The sequence below is a fragment of the Aquimarina addita genome (assembly GCF_039539305.1).
Classification (GTDB): domain Bacteria; phylum Bacteroidota; class Bacteroidia; order Flavobacteriales; family Flavobacteriaceae; genus Aquimarina; species Aquimarina addita.
In genome coordinates this window covers 1-16,679 of sequence record NZ_BAABCW010000034.1, presented here as the reverse complement: position 1 = coordinate 16,679, position 16,679 = coordinate 1, and the positions used below count along the sequence as shown (strand labels likewise).

Here is a 16,679-nt window from a genome sequence, read left to right as displayed (position 1 = left end):
CCAAGTTTGGAAGATGATTTTTTGGATTTTTTAGATTTTAAATTCGAAAATGAAGAGTTAACTAATTTTACTAATTACGATGAATTATGGATTACTTATAAAAATCAAAGTTCTTTAATGTAAGACAACAATAATGCGGGGGGTCTTGCAAAACGTCTAGATGATTTTCCTGATTTAGCAAAAAAACTTGAAAATTTAGGAGATATAGCTAAAACTAAGTTTCTTGATGATTTTGCAAATGTATCAGATGATATTATTGAAAGATTAGGTAAATATCCCGAAAGTGTAAGAATATGGTCTAATCATACTAGTCAAGGACAAAAATTATTGAGAGAAAATGTGGGTATTTGGCTAAAATATATTGAAGCAAGGCCATTATTCAAAACTAAAGATTATGATGGGATAATTAAACTTTTTAAAGGAACTAAAACTGAATCATTTTCTTATGGTGGCTATAAATATGTAATTGATGATGCTATCAACATAGCAAAAAGTGTTACAGATGTAAACAAAATATCTAGTAAACTTGGTATCTCAAAAAATGTAATTGCAAAGGTTAAAAAGCATTTTTTTATTGATGAACATCTAATAAAAACTGAAAATGGCTTTCAGGTAGGAAGGTTTGAAAAAAATGCTGATGATATAGCTTTTTGGAAAGAAGCCGAAAATGGATTTATAAAAGATGTTTCATGGAAAGAAGAAGGTATAGCAATGAATTTATCAAAGGCAGAGTCTAAAGAATATTTCAATAATTTAATTTCTCATGAATATGTAGAACTTAGATTAATGGAAGAAGGTTTTTCTTTTAGAAGTTTAAAAGAATTGAACGTAAGAAAACCACACGATTTAGCACCAACATTGAATGGAAGATATGCAGAATCATTTTTTGAGTCTACAATACCATCTCCTAATTCTTCCTTATCCAATTTAGAAGAAATAGTTTAGACATATTTAAAACTACTTAAGTAAGATGTATGAAAAATATAGATATTATTGACAAAAATATAAGTAGATTAAATAAGATAAGATCAACTAAAGAAACTCTAGGAAGTAATTCAAATATCCTACTATTTAAAGAATTTTTAAGGAGATTATCATATGTTTACAAATTATCAAAAATTAAAAGTGATTTTGAATTAAATTTTTATCTTTCAGAAATCAATGATGACGATAATTTCCTTGAAAATATAACTAATTTTATTGATAGTAAATATTACAAAAAATTAGGAAACGGAGGATATTTTTTATTTCATAGCTTTCTAATTTGGGAGATTTTTAAAAATAGACTAAAATCATTAAGTAATTTAAATGAAGAGTATTTAGAGGTTTACGAACCATTAATAAGAATCTTTGAAAGAGGAGGATATATTAATAAGGAAGGAAGTGTTTATAATGTTTGTGATTTAAAAGGTTTTAAAATAAATCAAGATTATCTATCCAATATACCCTTTATATTGGATTTTTCAGATGAAAATTTAGATAAAATAGATGCTCTAGGAAAATAGTTACAGTAACGTAAAGGACATCAACAACGCTAGGGGTGATATATTACTAGACTTGTAGAAGGCAAAAATATATTTAGAGCATCTTCTCAGGAATATAGTTTAGCTAAGAAATCATTTAAAGAATATCGAGAAGGAGTGATATATGAGCAAAGTAAAATTCTTTCTGGTGATGATCTAACAGCGTTCAAAAATGAATTTAACAAAAGAAACGCAGCTTCAATTAAAGGAAAAATAGATGATAATGTATATAATGGAGAGGTGAAATTAAGTGGAAAAAAGTATACAGGAGAACCTATTTTTGATGCCTATAAAGTAGATGGACAAGGCAATATTGATGTTGATGGAGCTTGGAGTCGTGAATGGGATACAGAATATGTAATGTTATCTGAAATAGCCAAAAGTAAAGGAGCAGTCAAGGGAGGTGTTTATCCAAATGTTACAGGAGAAATTATTATATCTTCAGAACTTCCTTATTGTATTTCTTGTCAAGGAGTAATACAAGATTTTAGTGATATGTTTCCTAATTTAGATGTAATTTTAATAGATGGATTAAGATGAAAGTGACAGAAGTAATGTATGCAAATTTAGCAGCAAAACAGTACACATATAAATTCAATCAAACTTATAACACCAAAGTAAAAATATTCTTAGAAACAAAAGAGGGTACTCCATTTGTAACAATAGATTTTAATGACACACCTATAAATTTAGTGTTCAAATTTGGTTATGAGTTAGGAGAAATCCAAGAACGGTTAACATCTGAAAGTGAACTAATGCTACCTATCGACCAATACCCATTACCACCAAAAGAGAGCACTTGATTTTACAGAGATATAATGTGTAATATTACGAGTATTATACTTTTAGAGAGTAAGTAGAAAGGTTTTAAAGGTTGTTCTTTATTTAGATTACAGCATAATATGGCATAATGCTTTAGTGGAAATAAGCTAATCCATAATGCTACTCTAGAGCAGATGTATGTCAGTATAAAGAAAACGGCATAAATAATTAAAAATACTATAAAAATTATAGTGTAGGTAGATGTATTTACTCCAAGCAGATCGGCATTATATTGGTACATATCTGCAAGTTTTGAAAACTCATTTTTGATTTGACAAAATTGTTGATCTTCGTAACCTACATAGCTAAAAACGATATACCCAAGAATAGCAATACTATTTATTATTAGAAATATCTTAGCATGTTTTAAAACCTGTTTTTTTAACTCTTTAAGGGGAAGTTAGCGGCAATTGAATAAATAAGCAAATACAAAAAGTAACCGCCCAATAAAATGTAAATTCAAATTTGAATAGCATCATTAAAAAAGAAATAGCAAAAAAACTTATGAGCAGTTTTTTATTGTTTTTTTGAATGATTGGGAAAAGTTCTTTGTTGGTTTTAAGAGCAAAATTTTCAATAAACATCTGAGATTTAGTGTCTAGCCATTTTCCTATTCGATTAACTTTTTTGTGCTTAATTTTTGATCCGATTCCCTCATAAAGAGTAAAGAAAATAATAAGCATTAAAGTAATTGTACTCACATGGTAGCTACATTTTTATTAAAGAAGTCTTTAAATTTTTTGGTGGTAAGCATTTTATCAATGATTTTAAAGACGGTTGAAGATGTCGCTTACTATATTGAAAACACGAGAGGTTGACTCCAAAAGAAGTTACTGAGTTCATGAGGATAGTTAGTAATTAATAATTAAAATAACATGGGAAAAAAAGGCTATATTAGTTGCTATGGTTCATTCTAATAATAATGGAATAGTTTTTCTTTCTGGTCGAGCAATTAACGACTACAATATAAAAGATGAATTATTTTTAGAAACTTTTCCTGATATGTTAATTTCTATCGAACGATTAGAGATGTATCGGAAAGATGTAATGGAAGTACCGCAAGCTTACGGGGCGGATATTACATTAAAAGTTCCTGAAGGAATAGAATTGAAGCCTAAGGATGTGTTATTAAAAAAAAACACAACAAGGCTTATAAAATAGATTAAATTTTTCTTTTGGCTATGAAAACCTGTTGAAATACGTAAACAAACCATTGATCTTGTTCTGATGATTAAAAAATTAGATGATCAAGATATTTTACTCTTTACAGTAGGTGATGAAATAGGCAAAGCATTTTCTACCTACTTGGATGAAACAATCGCCCTCACTCTGCAGGCGAGATACAATCAAGGTAAATTAATCTTTGAAGTAGTATCCTTCTTTTTTGGAGTAGGAGAAGCCAAAGCTTTCTTAACGACAGGTAAGATTACTTCTAAAACCTTAACATCTATTAAAAATCTACCCAAGGCATATGCCAAATTTATCGAAGGGTTAAAAGTTACAGGAGAACTGCTTAAGGTAACCATTAAACGTATTGATGATACGGTTTCTGCTATCATGGTAAACGGTCAGGAAATAGCTCGGATGACCAAAGAAAAATTGATTATCTTAGAGCGCGCGTTCTTAGAAAGTATTGATGATAATTTGCAACCAGTAGGTCAATTAGTGACTCCAGATGGTATGTTTGTTCAGATGCAAATACAGGATGGAAATACTCTCAAAGATATTTCTGACCGCGTGTTTGATATTATGAAAGACACTCAAGGCAAGTATAAAACTGCAGTTGGGAAGATCAATAACGCAGGGGGTGAAGTGTTTAAAGAAATACTAATTGATATCCCTAAAGCAATAAATAAAAAATTGCCACATATTACTTCTACTGAAATGGTAACTAAGAATGGAACTACTTTTCGTTTAACTGGGGTGCATTCTGATTTAGCAAAAGCTGATGTTTATATTGTAACAAAACAAGGCAAAACGATAGTGTCAAGAACTAAAACAACAGATTATGTAGTAGATATTCAAAAAATAGATGATGGATTGGAAGGTGTCTATACAGGAAAAGTTGTAATTAAGGATCTAAAAGGAAATGTAATAGTTACTAAAAGTGGAAATGGAGGGGTTTCAACATTTTTTCCTAATGAATGGAGTAAATCTAAAATTGCATCCGAAGTAGAGTTTGCAATTTAAAATAATAAAGGGTACATCGATCCGACTGATGTAAACAAAGGATATTATGGTTTTTCAAGTGATGGGAAAATCAAAATAGGGTTTTACTATAATGAAACATTAGGAACAATTAACTCTTATTTTCCTTTAATGAATTAATTTTAAACAATGTCTAATTTATCTGAAATAGGAAAAAGATATTCTTTTGATATATCTATGTCTGGGGAGCATTTTATGCTTTGTGAATTAAATCTAATCCTATCTGAACAAGCAGGAGGTTCAGGTATTACATATTTAGAAGAAATCATTTTGAATATGGAATTAGTATTATCTTCTAAGATTGAAGAATACGAATTTGGATTTGATTCTACAATCATTGATTTTCAAAAAGAAAAATCTATAATTAATTATGATTATTTTGAAAGTGAGATAGAGGTTGATTCAATCTCTCTATTTAATATGATGAATGATTGGTTAAAGTCGGTTAACCCACCATCTTAATTTTAAATCTTTCATACTTTTTTTGATAAGCATATTTTGATATTTATAAGGCACAAATGTGTACTATAAGTAACAAAGTAATTTTATTGAAAAAACACTAAATTTATAATGATTCTAAATAGTTTTTTTAAAGCGTAGCTACGTTTTTATCAAAGAAATCTTTAAATTTTTTGGTAGTAAGCATTTTATCAATGATTTTAAAGACGGTTGAAGATGTCGCTTACTATATTGAAAACACGAGAAGGTTGACTCCAAAAGAAGTTACTGAGTTCATGAGGATAGTTAGTAATTAATAATTAAAATAATATGGAAAAAAAGGCTATATTAGTTGCTATGGTTCATTCTAATAATAATGGAATAGTTTTTCTTTCTGGTCGAGCAATTAACGACTACAATATAAAAGATGAATTATTTTTAGAAACTTTTCCTGATATGTTAATTTCTATCGAACGATTAGAGATGTATCGGAAAGATGTAACGGAAGTACCGCAAGCTTACGGGGCGGATATTACATTTATTCCATAAATATGAGGTATAGTTTTTATAGAACACACGAAGGTGATCCCACAATGTTCAGTGAGTACAGTCCGGAAGATTTAATCTCTAACTTTATTTCTAGCTGGTATAATTTAAGACTAATAAAAGATCTTAAAAAATCTATTTTAATTGTAATTAATGAAGACAAATTAAGTGAAAATTATGAAGATTTAATTGCTAATGGGATTCATGATGACATTAGTTCATTATTAGTTTTTGATGATAATAAAAATTCAAGAATTATATTTAATGAAAGGTCTTCTAGTTCGTTTGAACTTGATTATCTATTAACAATTATCGATGACTGGGAGGTTTTTTTGAAAAAAGGGGTAAAATGAAAGTTCTTAAACATATAATATTTATGATTTTTACACTTCTGGGGATCTTTCCACAAAACCTGGAAGCAAAAACTCATAATATAGAAATATAAATATTAAATTTTACTTAGAACAATATTTTAGAGCAGAAGAATCAGTGGAAAAAGAATTGTTAAGTTTATTTTATTTTCAAGAAGAATCTACTAACCAGAATCAATCCTCAGCTTTACATTTTTCATCAGAAAGATTATCTAAAAACTTTTTGGTAGAGCTATACTCAATAAATACTTCTAAAAATCTTGAATTAAGTTTTCAAGTTGGCGGAGATTTAGAAAATCATCGAGGAAGTTGTGGGGGAAATGAAGAAGTTTTTCATGGCATTCCGGAGTTGGTGGATAGTTGGAAGAAGCTAGATGATCTTGGCTTGGATGAGGCGATAAAACGAAATCCTTTACATTTAGAAGCAACTAAGAAATCAGAAGATTTAAAGCTTCACTCCAATCCTATTGAAGCAGATAAATTGATTAAGAATATAAATGAAGGAATTGACCAAATTGGCGATAATGTAAAGATTGTTTTAGATAAGATTAAAAGCGGAGAATTTGAATCGATACCTGGGTATAAGGATTTAATTCAAGGTATAAAGAAAGTGCCAGATGACGCTATAAATAGTAATACAGCTAACGAGGTTGCTCAAACTTTTCGTCACTTAGATAATTCATCTTCAGTTCCAAATAGCAGAAAAGTGTTGGGCCATAAATCTACAACTGATCCAAAGTTTGATATTGATTATGCTGAGAAATCAACTGGAGGTTCAAAGCTTTATGATAAGGCTTGTCAATTTAAGACTACAGATAATGCTTCATCAGTACATAATCGATTAAAATCAGATGGTTTAAGAAAGCAACTATTAAATGCAGATGCCAATGAAAAAATCCTTCAAGTTGAGATAAGAAACGGATCAATTGTAGATGTGGAGAGTGGTCAATATTTTACTCAAAGACTGCAATGGGCAAAGGATAACATATCTGGTTTTAAGTTGATAATTACGGATTCTAATGGTTCAATTTTGAAAATGTACTAATGGAGTTTTTTGACGATATTTTTGCAGGTTGGTCTTTTGAATTAGGCAAGGAGGTAAGCAAAAAGAACTTTACACAATTACTCACCATATTAGATGCTTCAGGTATTTTGAAGATAAATACCATTGCTATTAATATTACCAATCAACCTTTTCATTCAATTGATAGAACTTCAGAGCTATTCATTGAGTGTTTTGAAGAAGGGATGAATCTATCTTTATCGGGAACAACTGCAATTCAAACAGAATCTGATAATAAAATGTTTGATGAAGCGATTAGTTTTTTGTACGAACCAAAATTAAGTTTAATTAGCATAGATACTTATACAGATGCTTGGATGCCTATAGGTTATTTAAATGAGACCCTACAGGTAGACTGCGGTGTTGCTAACTCAAAGAAACTAAAAGGTGTTCTTAAACAAATATCTCGACTTAGTTTTATTAAAAAAATTGATCCAGCAGAGGAAGAATATTTTCATGATTACATGGTACACCAGATAGGTTTTAGTCTGTTTTATAAACGGAATATTGAAAATATTAAAGGGCTTGTAGATAGCGATTACGGTAAAGTAGCACCGTTTATATTATCAAGCTAACCATTTAAGTGAATAATATATGGCCTCGCTTATGTGGGGCTTTTTATTTATAAGCCAACCTAGTTTTAACAGAGGCAAGTAAGTTGTCAATGGTGTACAGGATATGCGATTTGTCGGAATCAGGTAAAGCAATAATATCATTAAGCCTTTTGAGCATCTCAGGGTCTTTTAACACTTCCTTTGTCTCCCCAAGCAGATAACCCACTGTAGTATCAATCTGTTTAGCCAAGTTCATGGCCATATCAATACTTGGCTTCATTTCGTCCCGTTCGTATTTACCTATTACAGTATAAGAAGTCTCCATCAGCTTAGCCAATCGCTGTTGTGAAAGCGCTATAGATGACCTAAGAAATCAAAATCTAAAAGTCATTAAGGATACTCAAGGCAATTATAAAGTATTAGTAGAAAATCTTGACAATCTGGTACAACTTGTAGAAAATCTTACAAAAGAATTTAACATACCAGATATCAATAAAGCTAAACAATTAGCAGAAAAACTGGGGGCAGATAAAGTTGCAAAACTCATAGCCAAAGCTGATATTATCAAAAAGGCGGGAGATGATGTTGTAAAACTGCTAGATGATATTGCAGATTCCGCTAATTTCACTAAATTCATTGACGAGTTAAGTGAGGGATTGGTCAATGCGTGGAAGGTGCTTAGTGGTGATGATCTAGCAAAGAATATAGACGCACTTGAGACCATTGATTTTATAAGAAAAACATCGATAGTAATGCTTATGAACTTGCTGAAAGCTTTAGGTCAGCAGCAAACAAAGAAGAATGGTTCAGTGGTAAAATAGCAGAGATACGATCTAAAGCTAGAGGTTTACCAGGAACATCAAAAGGAAATGGTATTGTTATTGAGGGTAAATGGATGCGAGGTACAGACGCTAATATTGGGTTATTCCCTAAAAGAATCGCTGACAAATTGAAAGGCAGGAAGTTTAAAGATTTTAATGAATTTAGAACTGAATTTTGGAAAACTATAGCAGATGATCCTGAATTATTTAATCAGTTTGGTAGAGCAAGTAAATCTGAAATGCTTAAAGGGAATTCTCCATTTGCTTTACAAACACAGCAAGTAGGTGGTCGTATTAAATATGAGTTGCATCACAAAACACCGATACATGATGGAGGTGGTGTTTATGATATTGATAATTTGGTCATTGTTTCACCTCGATACCATAAAGAAATACTAGATCCTGCATATCATTATAAAAGATAAATAGTCATGACAAAAGAAGAGTTAGTAGAATTAGCTGAAACGATTATTAATGCGGAAGGAAACGAACAAGAAGTAATAGATAACATGCTTCTTTTTCAGAATAGTGTTCCTGACCCTAAAGCTGGGGATTATTTAACCCAAGTAGAGTATGATCATCTAACGGTGGAAGAGATAGTAGAAAAAGCATTAAGTTATAAACCTATTCAGCTTTAATTATCTAAAATATTTGAGAAATTATCTTTCATGGGTTTTTTAGAGATGGTAATATCAATCATCTTTAGGAGCGCATTTTTTTCATCCTTATCGAGTTGGTCAATTAGCTTTAATTTTTCTAAAAGCGGTAAATTTTCATCATCTTCCATCACATCGGTGTTAAAAAACTCTGAGATAGATACTTCAAATACCGCAGCTAATTTTTCTAGTGTAGATACAGAAGGTTCTACTTTACCATTTTCTATACGGCTATATTGCCCTTGTGGTACATGATGTTGTAAAACTGCTAGATGATATTGCAGATTCCGCTAATTTCACTAAATTCATTGATGAGTTAAGTGAGGGATTGGTGGGTGCGTGGAAGAAACTGGACGGCTTAGGAGCCGATGCAATATTAAAACGCGATCCTGAGTCTTAAAATATGTTCAGAATAGACGTGTAGATAGAGTAAATATTGAAGTTGAAGAGCTATTTGGAGGACATTCTAAAGCGAGACACGGATCAGACCTTAGTATGAAAGAAATGAAGCAAAGAGTTTTAGGTACTCATTCATCTATGCCCCAGTCGAGATCTGCATTAAAGTTTGATTCTTATGCCATACATCAAGATGTAGTAAGTAAAGCATTTCAGCAACATAAGTCTACTATAGTTAATCACTTTAGTACTAGTGATGATTATCTTGAATTAGACTTTGACTATGGAAGTAAGATTGGCGAAGGTTTTACAAATACAGGAACTAGAAGAAATCCAGTAGTAAAAAAGTAGAATCTAGTAAAGTAAGAATAGCATTAAAAAAGATCCTACAAATCCTGATGGATATATTTTGGATAGTGCTTACCCTTTATATGAATAATATGGAAGTAGAAAATAAATTGAAAAGCGTTCTAGGTGAGTTTTTTAAAGATAGTTTTTATAAAGAAGCTATTAAGAACTTAAGAGAGTCATTGATTAACAACAATTACGAAAATTGGGAAAAAGTGGTTTTGATCATAGTAAATAGAGAATTGGAAAAAGGGAGACCACTCTACTTGATACATAATACGTCAAATCTCCCATTGGATGAAAATACAGATGAAGAAGCTTACAAATGGCTCAATTTAATGTTGATTAACTCAATGGGAGGTGTTGATTCCCCCGTAATCGAATATTAGATGAGTTTTTTAAAGCATATACTATCATTTCTTTTATCTCTACTTGTGGTTTATTTAATCAAGTAGAGGTAAAAGTAATTCTTACGGAAATTGAGGAAATAGAATCATTTTCAGAACAAGATTTTAAAGAAGTATCAGCAGAAAAAGAGTAGTTAGCTTTACGTTGTTTTCAAGAAGAATCTACTAAGCAAAAACAACTTTCTTTTTTACAATTTCCGTCAGGAAATTTAACTCAAAACTTTCTAAAAAAAGTATGTTTAAAAAGTGTTGCTAAAAATCTTGAATCAAGTTTTAAAGTTAATGGAAATTTCGAAAGTCATCAAGGGAGTTATGGAAGAAATGGGAAAGCAGAATTAGATAAAATTAAAAGATTGTGAGTAGGAGATGACATAACATATGAAAATTTTGTTTCCACAACTTCAGAAGATTTATATCCTAATATGGCAGGAAACAAATCTATAAATTTGTCAAAATTTGAAAAGGCTTTAGAAACGATGGATGAAGGTAAAGCAGTTTTTCAGACCGTTACAGGTACTTATGCTAAATATATTCCTCAACAAGATTGAATCATCTTCTTAAAATTAGTAATATTATAACTTGATTATTGCTTATAAAATCGATTGAATTTTTCTTTGAGCTATAAATGCATCAATCACGGAGAACATATGATTTTTATCATCTTCGTTAAATTTAGACACTTCCAGAATACGTTTAGCGGTTACTTTATCCATTTCCACATCAGTTTTACCCGTCAAGTAATTCAAAGAAGCATCTAAAATATCGGCGATATTACGGGCAATTTCTATGGTCGGTTTTACCTCGTTCCGCTCGTACCTGCCCGACACATTTTTATGAATACCAAGCTGTTTGGCAAGATCAGTTTGTGATATTCCTTTTTCTTTTCTTAGCCCTCAGGCAAGATACAATCAAGGTAAATTAATCTTTGAGGTGGTATCTTTTTCTTTGGCGTAGGAGAAGCTAAGGCTTTCTTAACGACAGGTAAAATTACCTCTAAAACTTTGACATCTATTAAAAACTTACCCAAGGCATATGCTAATTTCATTAAGGGGTTAAAAGTTACAGGAGAACTGCTTAAGGTAACCATTAAACGTATTGATGATACAGTTTCTGCTATTATTGTAAACGGGCAGGAAATAGCTCGAATGACCAAAGAAAAATTGATTATCTTAGAGCGCGTGTTCTTAGAAAGTATTGATGATAATTTGCAACCAGTAGGTCAGTTAGTGACTCCAGATGGTATGATTGTACAGATGGATGATGGGCGTACGATCTCTGATCGGGTGTTTGATATTATGAAAGACACTCAAGGGAAGTATAAAACTGCTGTTGCGAAGATCAATAACGCTGGGGGTAGTTTTGTAAATACTTTTAAAACTAGATTAATAGATAGGATTTCTAGAGAAACTAGAATGACGATGCGTTATGCAGATGATGAATTAAAAGAAATAATAGAAAATGGTAAAAGACTTGATTTACCAGATAATGAAATAGAAGATATTATTTTAAATGGTTGTAGAGATTCTAAAGCATTTAGTAAAGAAGAATTAATTTCTCAGAGTAATTTTTGGAAAGCAGTCAAAGATAGAGGCTATCCTAATTTATTTAAAAGTCTTATTGAGTATGAGAAATTCAGTAGTGTTATTAAGTCTTGAACAAAAAAATGGAATCTTCCAGATTCTTCTATTTTTGTTCAAGGTAGTTCTTTGAGAGTTTCTGATATATCTAAAACAGGGGACTTAGATATTGCTATTAAAGTAGATGTATCTACCTTTAATAACTTAGTTAAAAGATTTAAAAGTGCTTCCACTAACATTAGAATTCAAAATAGAATTGGTAAAAATGGTAAAATAGGTGGTCTAGATATGTTTTCGACTAATTCGCAAAGCTCAAAAGCTTTTGGTATTGAAGCGTATGATGAAATAGAAAAGGCATTTAATCAAAACTTCACAGAGAAATTTAGAGTTGACAAACTACAAATATCAATTATTGGAGATTCTGGTAATTTGGATGTTGGTCCTTTTTTAAAACTGAAATAATACTATGACATACTTATATCACAAATGGTTTTTCTTTCTGGATAAGGAGGATGAAATTAATTTAAGCGATAATCCATATACCTATTTTAAAACTTATTTTGAAGAATCGCTATCCGTCAATATTTCAAAACGTTATGATATGAATGACGAAAACGGTATCTATTATCATGATGTAATTTCTATGGATTCAATTAAAGAATACCATAAGTTAAATCATCAGGATAAACTTATGTTTACGGTAAAACACTTCAAAAATACTGTAATTTTAGAGTCTTTTGATAACCAAATTTTAAAAAGCACTACGATTTTCAATTTTAATGATAATAAAAAACAATTATCAAGTATTGTATTAAATGAGGATAAAAAGTTAGAAGAATACCGAGAAGTTTTTTACGAAAACCATCGAGAATTAAGGGAAAAAATAGTATTTAAAACTGACTATAATTGGCAGGTACATGAAGAAGATTTAACAGATTAAATCTAAACCACTATTTTTTAGGCTTACTATTATCCGAAAGTCACAAAATCGACTGAATTTTTCTTTTAGCTATAAAGGCATCGATAACGGAGAAGATATGGTTTTTATCTTCTTCGTTAAATTTAGATACCTCTAAAATACGTTTAGCGGTTACTTTATCCATTTCTACAACTGAAGAAAGTCAGTATGCCCCCAAAGCCTACCAGATCACGTCTAAGATACGATTATACCTCGATAGTAATATAATATATTCCGTAAAAATAGCCTGTTAAAAGTCAGATTTTTAAATAGTTGTTGTTGGTGCGGGCCTATTTTACATAGTTGTATTATAGTACCCGACGATAGGAGGAGTTACTATAATACAACTATGTAAAGATAGGTTTGGTGATGCGGCTGGCTTTAGCAGTAGAATTTTTACCTATCTTTATCCTTGTGAAGCAGTTTTACAACATACTCATTGTACTGGTACTAACGATTTTTAGCACACAAAATCTAGTTGCCAATGAGGTTTTTATTTTAACTGAAAATAGTTGTGGTAGCGTAAAAGACATCAGTAATGCTGGGGGTGATTTATTATCAGCCTTTAAATCAAAGTTAAGTAGTCGAGTAAACAGTGCGTCAGGTTTTGTTTTAAAGCATACAAATGAGCAAATAAGTGCTATTATCCAAAAAGGGAAAGCTTTAGGTCTTTCTGATGATGTTATTGATGATTTACTATTTATAAGCTGTAGAGATGCAAAACTGATTGATGCAGATGGATTAATGAAACAAATGGATAACTGGGTAAATGTGGTACAAAAACGAGGGTATCCATACAAGTTTGCAGATATTGTTGAGTTTAATAGATTTAAGTCAGATCTTAAAAATAGACTTAATTCAATAGGTATATCAAATTCAGATGTTAGGATTCAGGGTTCTTCTTTAAGATCTCCAGATGCTAGTGATGTAGATTTAGTAGCTATGGTAAGTTAATCTGATTTTGATAATTTTATTAAAGCTAAATATAATGGAGCAATTACTAAAGATGGAATGAATGTTGATATTTCTAATATGACATCTTCAGAATTGAAAAATTTAGCTAGTGATATAACCCAAAATAGTAGTCAGTATACGAAATCTAATTTAGATAATTTTGCTTTTACTATTCAGAGGCAAATAATTAATGCAAAGGGGGAAAAAGAATATTATACCTAATTTTAGAGTACAGAAAAATGATTTAGCTAATAAATTTTCAAACTTAAATATTGAAAATATAGCAGTACAACCATTTGGAAGTGGCTTTGATTTAAAACCATTTTTAAAATTATAAAATGAGCTATTATAGGTGTTTAGGTAGTCTTGAGAATGTGATTAGCAGTGAATTACATGAAAAGATAAAGATTTTGTTTCCAAATATTAAAGGGCGCCCTAGATTATTTGGATATGATATCGAATTAGAAAATGAAGAATTAGAATTTTATATTAATACTTTTGATGAAAAAGAATATAAAATAGATATTAGTACTAAAAATGAAGAAAATTTACTGGCTATATTGAATTCTTTAAAGCAAAAATTAATAGAGTTAGAAGGAGAATTCGATTTGGTTTATTTTAAGGAAGATGATGATGGTAATCAAATTTCAAAAGACTTAATTTACTTTGATAATAGATCTACTCTTCCCTCAAAAGAGGTTTAATCCAATTTTTATTTTTCATTATCTTTTTGATGTCTTGATAATTTATAGGAGCGTAGTTATGGCGATCTACGCCAACATCAAAAGAAAGGGAATTAGGATCGTCTGGCAGCTCTCCATGAGAATGCCCGTAAATATGATATGTACAATGATGCGAAGCTTTCCATACTCTCATCGCATAGTGAAATAATACAACTAATTGCTGTCCTTTAAATCCATCAGGATCTAGCATTATTAGTTCATAATAATCTTTAATCCACTCAAACCTATTTTTGCAAGCTTCTGTAGATTTTTCGTGATTCCCTTTTATTAGATAAATTTTACCATTAAGTCTCTCTAATATTTTTTTGAGTTTATTGGGTGAGCATAATGCTACATCACCTAAATGATATACTTCATCACTAGGTTTTACTTTATCGTTCCAATTTTTTATAAGTACTTCATCCATCTCATCAAGAGATGAAAATGGTCTATTTATGTAGTCTAAAATATTTTTATGACCAAAATGAGTGTCCGCAGTAAACCAAATCACAATGTAGCTACGTTTTTATCAAAGAAGTCTTTAAACTTTTTCTTGGTTAGCATAGTATCTATAATTTTAAAGACTGTTTGTTTATCCTCCTCTTCGAGTTGATTATTAAGATTTATTTTTTCAAAATCCTTTTTATCTTCAATAGTAACTTCTAGGGGTGTCTGTCCTTCAAAATTTAAAATCTGATCGGTAGTCATAGAAAATAGTTTAGCCAACAGCTGTAATTCTTTTACGGAAGGTTCACGATTACCATTTTCCATTTTATTGTAATTAGTATATCCAATACCTAATTCAGTGGCAACTTGCTTCTGTAACAATCCTTTTTGCTCTCTGATTTTCTTAATAATCTCTCCCAGATTCATAAATAGTGGCTTTACTTCCTCAAAAATAGCGAAAAAGTGTACTTATGTCAATTTATTGCGAAATAATCAATATTATAGTTGCGATAAAGTGAATTTATTTTTAATTATGTCCACAAAAATGAATCGTCACTTACGCATTAGCGGTAAACATCGCTTTTCAAATTATAAAGCTGTTCCCGAATTGAGATTATCGGGTAATTGGTTCAAACAATTAGGATTTTACATTGGTACACAAGTACTTGTTACTACTAGAGAACAGTTATTAATCATAGAACCAGTGAGCGATGGAGATAGCCGAGATTAAGCAACAGTTGTCTATAGAGGCAGTAGTAGCGCATTACAATATCACAAGATTAATAAAAACCGACAATGCCTGTGTCCGTTCCATGAGGATAAGACCCCCCGCTAGCGGGGAAAAAAGGAGCAATTAAAATCAAAGCATTTGTGATCGATGGACAAAATTCTTATATATTAGTCGATATCAAGGTGCAGAAAGTTGCACCATAATGATGAACATAAACCAAATAACAAATAATTCAAAATCAATTTTAATTTTTAAAACTCAAAAACAATGAAAAAACTTTTTTTAACCTGCTTAGTAGTATTTGTATCTCTATTATCTTTTAGTTGTGGAGATGACGATGAAGAATCAGGAGCAGATACATTAGTAGGAGGTGAATGGAAACTCGTCGAATTTAGGATTGAAAACGAAGATCAAACAAGCACACTAGAAGCCTGCGATCTATTAGAAACTTTCGTATTTAGGGAGGATGGTACTTTTACCAATACATTTTATAGTGCGAATGATAGCTCAGGAGCATGCGAAATAGATGAAACCTCTTTAGGTACTTATGTGCAGAATGCGGATGTGAATAATAGTGGAAGTTATACGTTAACGTATAATGATTTTGACGACACGATTACCGTTTTATTAGGGAGAATGGATTTGGTATATAGTGAAGAAGTAGAACAACAAGATGGATCTGTACAAATTTATGGATATATCTATGAAAAACAATAATAATTAGAAAAGAATCGGCAGGCTGTTGTTTACTAATAGCCTGCCTTTATGATATAGCACTATATGAAACAACAGTACCCTAACATTATTAAAGATATCTTCACAGGAAGAATGCTTCTATTCTTTTTAGTAAGTACACTTTATGTTCATTCACAGGTATTTCCTGTTAATGTGACCCCACAGGTAGTACCATCTTATAGTCTAAAATTATCAGAATACAATACCGCTGTTACAGATAAACGGGTTCTTAATTTATTGCTCACAGATATTACAGAAGCGAACCGACAGGTACGTCTTAAGTTTTATCTGGAGAATAATTCGGGAGTATCCGTACAGAGTAGTGATGTAGTGATAGGCGCAAATCCTATATTTCTGGATGGTGGCATCCCTACACGACTCACCAATCTGGACCTGCAGGCTT

General features: G+C 30.9%; 27 protein-coding genes and 2 pseudogenes. 23 read left to right on the top strand and 6 right to left on the bottom strand.

Annotation, left to right across the window (positions count from 1 at the left end):
* The first annotated feature begins 339 nt into the window (after positions 1-339).
* The 11 genes from ABD816_RS21595 to ABD816_RS21545 all read left to right on the top strand — a co-directional run bounded on the left by ABD816_RS21595 (position 340) and on the right by ABD816_RS21545 (position 7,546).
* Positions 340-945, top strand: coding sequence for a hypothetical protein (locus ABD816_RS21595; protein WP_344930949.1), 606 nt, complete (start codon positions 340-342; stop codon positions 943-945).
* A 29-nt stretch (positions 946-974) separates the two neighbouring features.
* Positions 975-1,505 (top strand): hypothetical protein, encoded by a 531-nt coding sequence (locus ABD816_RS21590; RefSeq protein WP_344930947.1) that lies wholly within the window; start codon positions 975-977, stop codon positions 1,503-1,505.
* Positions 1,506-1,640: 135 nt separating this feature from the next.
* Positions 1,641-2,063: a deaminase domain-containing protein gene (locus ABD816_RS21585; RefSeq protein WP_344930945.1), complete on the top strand. Its 423-nt coding sequence runs from the start codon at positions 1,641-1,643 to the stop codon at positions 2,061-2,063.
* A complete protein-coding gene (locus tag ABD816_RS21580) occupies positions 2,060-2,326 on the top strand; it encodes a hypothetical protein (RefSeq protein ID WP_344930944.1) in 267 nt (88 codons plus the stop codon). The genes ABD816_RS21585 and ABD816_RS21580 overlap by 4 nt, the downstream gene beginning before the upstream one ends.
* Positions 2,327-3,248: 922 nt before the next feature.
* Positions 3,249-3,506: a hypothetical protein gene (locus ABD816_RS21575; RefSeq protein ID WP_344930942.1), complete on the top strand. Its 258-nt coding sequence runs from the start codon at positions 3,249-3,251 to the stop codon at positions 3,504-3,506.
* A gap of 66 nt (positions 3,507-3,572) precedes the next feature.
* Positions 3,573-4,535, top strand: coding sequence for an EndoU domain-containing protein (locus ABD816_RS21570; protein ID WP_344930940.1), 963 nt, complete (start codon positions 3,573-3,575; stop codon positions 4,533-4,535).
* A 147-nt stretch (positions 4,536-4,682) separates the two neighbouring features.
* Positions 4,683-5,015, top strand: coding sequence for a hypothetical protein (locus ABD816_RS21565; protein ID WP_344930938.1), 333 nt, complete (start codon positions 4,683-4,685; stop codon positions 5,013-5,015).
* A gap of 306 nt (positions 5,016-5,321) precedes the next feature.
* The gene (locus ABD816_RS21560) at positions 5,322-5,540 is read left to right on the top strand and encodes a hypothetical protein (protein WP_344930937.1); all 219 of its coding nucleotides are present in this window, start codon (positions 5,322-5,324) and stop codon (positions 5,538-5,540) included.
* A 2-nt stretch (positions 5,541-5,542) separates the two neighbouring features.
* A complete protein-coding gene (locus tag ABD816_RS21555) occupies positions 5,543-5,890 on the top strand; it encodes a hypothetical protein (protein WP_344930936.1) in 348 nt (115 codons plus the stop codon).
* Between the two features lie 136 nt (positions 5,891-6,026).
* Positions 6,027-6,953 (top strand): hypothetical protein, encoded by a 927-nt coding sequence (locus tag ABD816_RS21550; RefSeq protein WP_344930935.1) that lies wholly within the window; start codon positions 6,027-6,029, stop codon positions 6,951-6,953.
* Positions 6,953-7,546 carry a hypothetical protein gene (locus tag ABD816_RS21545; RefSeq protein ID WP_344930934.1) on the top strand — a complete coding sequence of 198 codons (594 nt, stop codon included), beginning with the start codon at positions 6,953-6,955 and terminating at the stop codon, positions 7,544-7,546. The genes ABD816_RS21550 and ABD816_RS21545 overlap by 1 nt, the downstream gene beginning before the upstream one ends.
* Before the next feature lie 43 nt (positions 7,547-7,589).
* Here the strand turns inward: ABD816_RS21545 and ABD816_RS21540 are convergent, their stop codons facing one another.
* Positions 7,590-7,883, bottom strand: a complete 294-nt coding sequence (locus ABD816_RS21540; RefSeq protein WP_344930953.1) for a helix-turn-helix domain-containing protein — start codon at positions 7,881-7,883, stop codon at positions 7,590-7,592.
* Positions 7,884-8,267: 384 nt separating this feature from the next.
* On the opposite strand from ABD816_RS21540, the gene ABD816_RS21535 reads away from it, so the two are divergent.
* Together ABD816_RS21535 and ABD816_RS21530 are read left to right on the top strand one after the other, a co-directional pair.
* A complete protein-coding gene (locus tag ABD816_RS21535; RefSeq protein WP_344930951.1) occupies positions 8,268-8,771 on the top strand; it encodes an HNH endonuclease signature motif containing protein in 504 nt (167 codons plus the stop codon).
* 6 nt (positions 8,772-8,777) lie between these two features.
* Positions 8,778-8,984, top strand: coding sequence for a hypothetical protein (locus ABD816_RS21530; RefSeq protein WP_344930933.1), 207 nt, complete (start codon positions 8,778-8,780; stop codon positions 8,982-8,984).
* Here ABD816_RS21530 and ABD816_RS21525 read toward each other — a convergent pair.
* Positions 8,981-9,133 (bottom strand): hypothetical protein, encoded by a 153-nt coding sequence (locus ABD816_RS21525; RefSeq protein ID WP_344930931.1) that lies wholly within the window; start codon positions 9,131-9,133, stop codon positions 8,981-8,983. The genes ABD816_RS21530 and ABD816_RS21525 overlap by 4 nt on opposite strands.
* Positions 9,134-9,160: 27 nt before the next feature.
* Positions 9,161-9,286, bottom strand: a pseudogene (locus ABD816_RS22345) (helix-turn-helix domain-containing protein); the annotation flags it as partial.
* A gap of 211 nt (positions 9,287-9,497) precedes the next feature.
* Between ABD816_RS22345 and ABD816_RS21520 the strand changes: the two are divergent.
* Positions 9,498-9,749, top strand: coding sequence for a hypothetical protein (locus ABD816_RS21520; RefSeq protein ID WP_344930929.1), 252 nt, complete (start codon positions 9,498-9,500; stop codon positions 9,747-9,749).
* 89 nt (positions 9,750-9,838) lie between these two features.
* On the top strand, positions 9,839-10,135 hold the full coding sequence (locus tag ABD816_RS21515; RefSeq protein WP_344930927.1) for a hypothetical protein: 297 nt from the start codon (positions 9,839-9,841) through the stop codon (positions 10,133-10,135).
* A gap of 608 nt (positions 10,136-10,743) precedes the next feature.
* On the opposite strand, the pseudogene ABD816_RS21510 reads toward ABD816_RS21515, so the two are convergent.
* Positions 10,744-11,031, bottom strand: a pseudogene (locus tag ABD816_RS21510) (helix-turn-helix domain-containing protein); the annotation flags it as partial.
* Between the two features lie 123 nt (positions 11,032-11,154).
* On the opposite strand from ABD816_RS21510, the gene ABD816_RS21505 reads away from it, so the two are divergent.
* The 5 genes from ABD816_RS21505 (at position 11,155) to ABD816_RS21485 (ending at position 14,346) form a co-directional block, all read left to right on the top strand.
* Positions 11,155-11,808 (top strand): hypothetical protein, encoded by a 654-nt coding sequence (locus tag ABD816_RS21505; RefSeq protein WP_344930926.1) that lies wholly within the window; start codon positions 11,155-11,157, stop codon positions 11,806-11,808.
* A 51-nt stretch (positions 11,809-11,859) separates the two neighbouring features.
* Entirely contained in the window at positions 11,860-12,192 is a 333-nt protein-coding gene (locus tag ABD816_RS21500) for a hypothetical protein (RefSeq protein WP_344930925.1), read from the top strand.
* A 4-nt stretch (positions 12,193-12,196) separates the two neighbouring features.
* Positions 12,197-12,670, top strand: a complete 474-nt coding sequence (locus tag ABD816_RS21495; protein ID WP_344930923.1) for a hypothetical protein — start codon at positions 12,197-12,199, stop codon at positions 12,668-12,670.
* A gap of 387 nt (positions 12,671-13,057) precedes the next feature.
* Positions 13,058-13,642: a hypothetical protein gene (locus ABD816_RS21490; protein ID WP_344930921.1), complete on the top strand. Its 585-nt coding sequence runs from the start codon at positions 13,058-13,060 to the stop codon at positions 13,640-13,642.
* A 338-nt stretch (positions 13,643-13,980) separates the two neighbouring features.
* Positions 13,981-14,346, top strand: a complete 366-nt coding sequence (locus ABD816_RS21485; RefSeq protein WP_344930919.1) for a hypothetical protein — start codon at positions 13,981-13,983, stop codon at positions 14,344-14,346.
* Here the strand turns inward: ABD816_RS21485 and ABD816_RS21480 are convergent.
* Together ABD816_RS21480 and ABD816_RS21475 are read right to left on the bottom strand one after the other, a co-directional pair.
* Positions 14,321-14,875, bottom strand: a complete 555-nt coding sequence (locus tag ABD816_RS21480; RefSeq protein WP_344930918.1) for a metallophosphoesterase — start codon at positions 14,873-14,875, stop codon at positions 14,321-14,323. The two genes, ABD816_RS21485 and ABD816_RS21480, sit on opposite strands and share 26 nt — an antisense overlap.
* Positions 14,872-15,237 carry a helix-turn-helix domain-containing protein gene (locus ABD816_RS21475; RefSeq protein WP_344930916.1) on the bottom strand — a complete coding sequence of 122 codons (366 nt, stop codon included), beginning with the start codon at positions 15,235-15,237 and terminating at the stop codon, positions 14,872-14,874. Before ABD816_RS21475 ends, ABD816_RS21480 begins: the two co-directional genes overlap by 4 nt.
* A gap of 118 nt (positions 15,238-15,355) precedes the next feature.
* Here ABD816_RS21475 and ABD816_RS21470 point away from each other — a divergent pair, with 118 nt between their 5' ends.
* From ABD816_RS21470 to ABD816_RS21460, 3 genes are all read left to right on the top strand, one after another.
* Entirely contained in the window at positions 15,356-15,541 is a 186-nt protein-coding gene (locus ABD816_RS21470; protein WP_344930915.1) for a SymE family type I addiction module toxin, read from the top strand.
* A gap of 267 nt (positions 15,542-15,808) precedes the next feature.
* On the top strand, positions 15,809-16,258 hold the full coding sequence (locus ABD816_RS21465) for a lipocalin family protein (protein WP_344930914.1): 450 nt from the start codon (positions 15,809-15,811) through the stop codon (positions 16,256-16,258).
* A gap of 63 nt (positions 16,259-16,321) precedes the next feature.
* Positions 16,322-16,679, top strand: a 358-nt coding sequence (locus tag ABD816_RS21460; RefSeq protein ID WP_344930912.1) for a hypothetical protein, incomplete at its 3' end; no start/stop codon positions are given.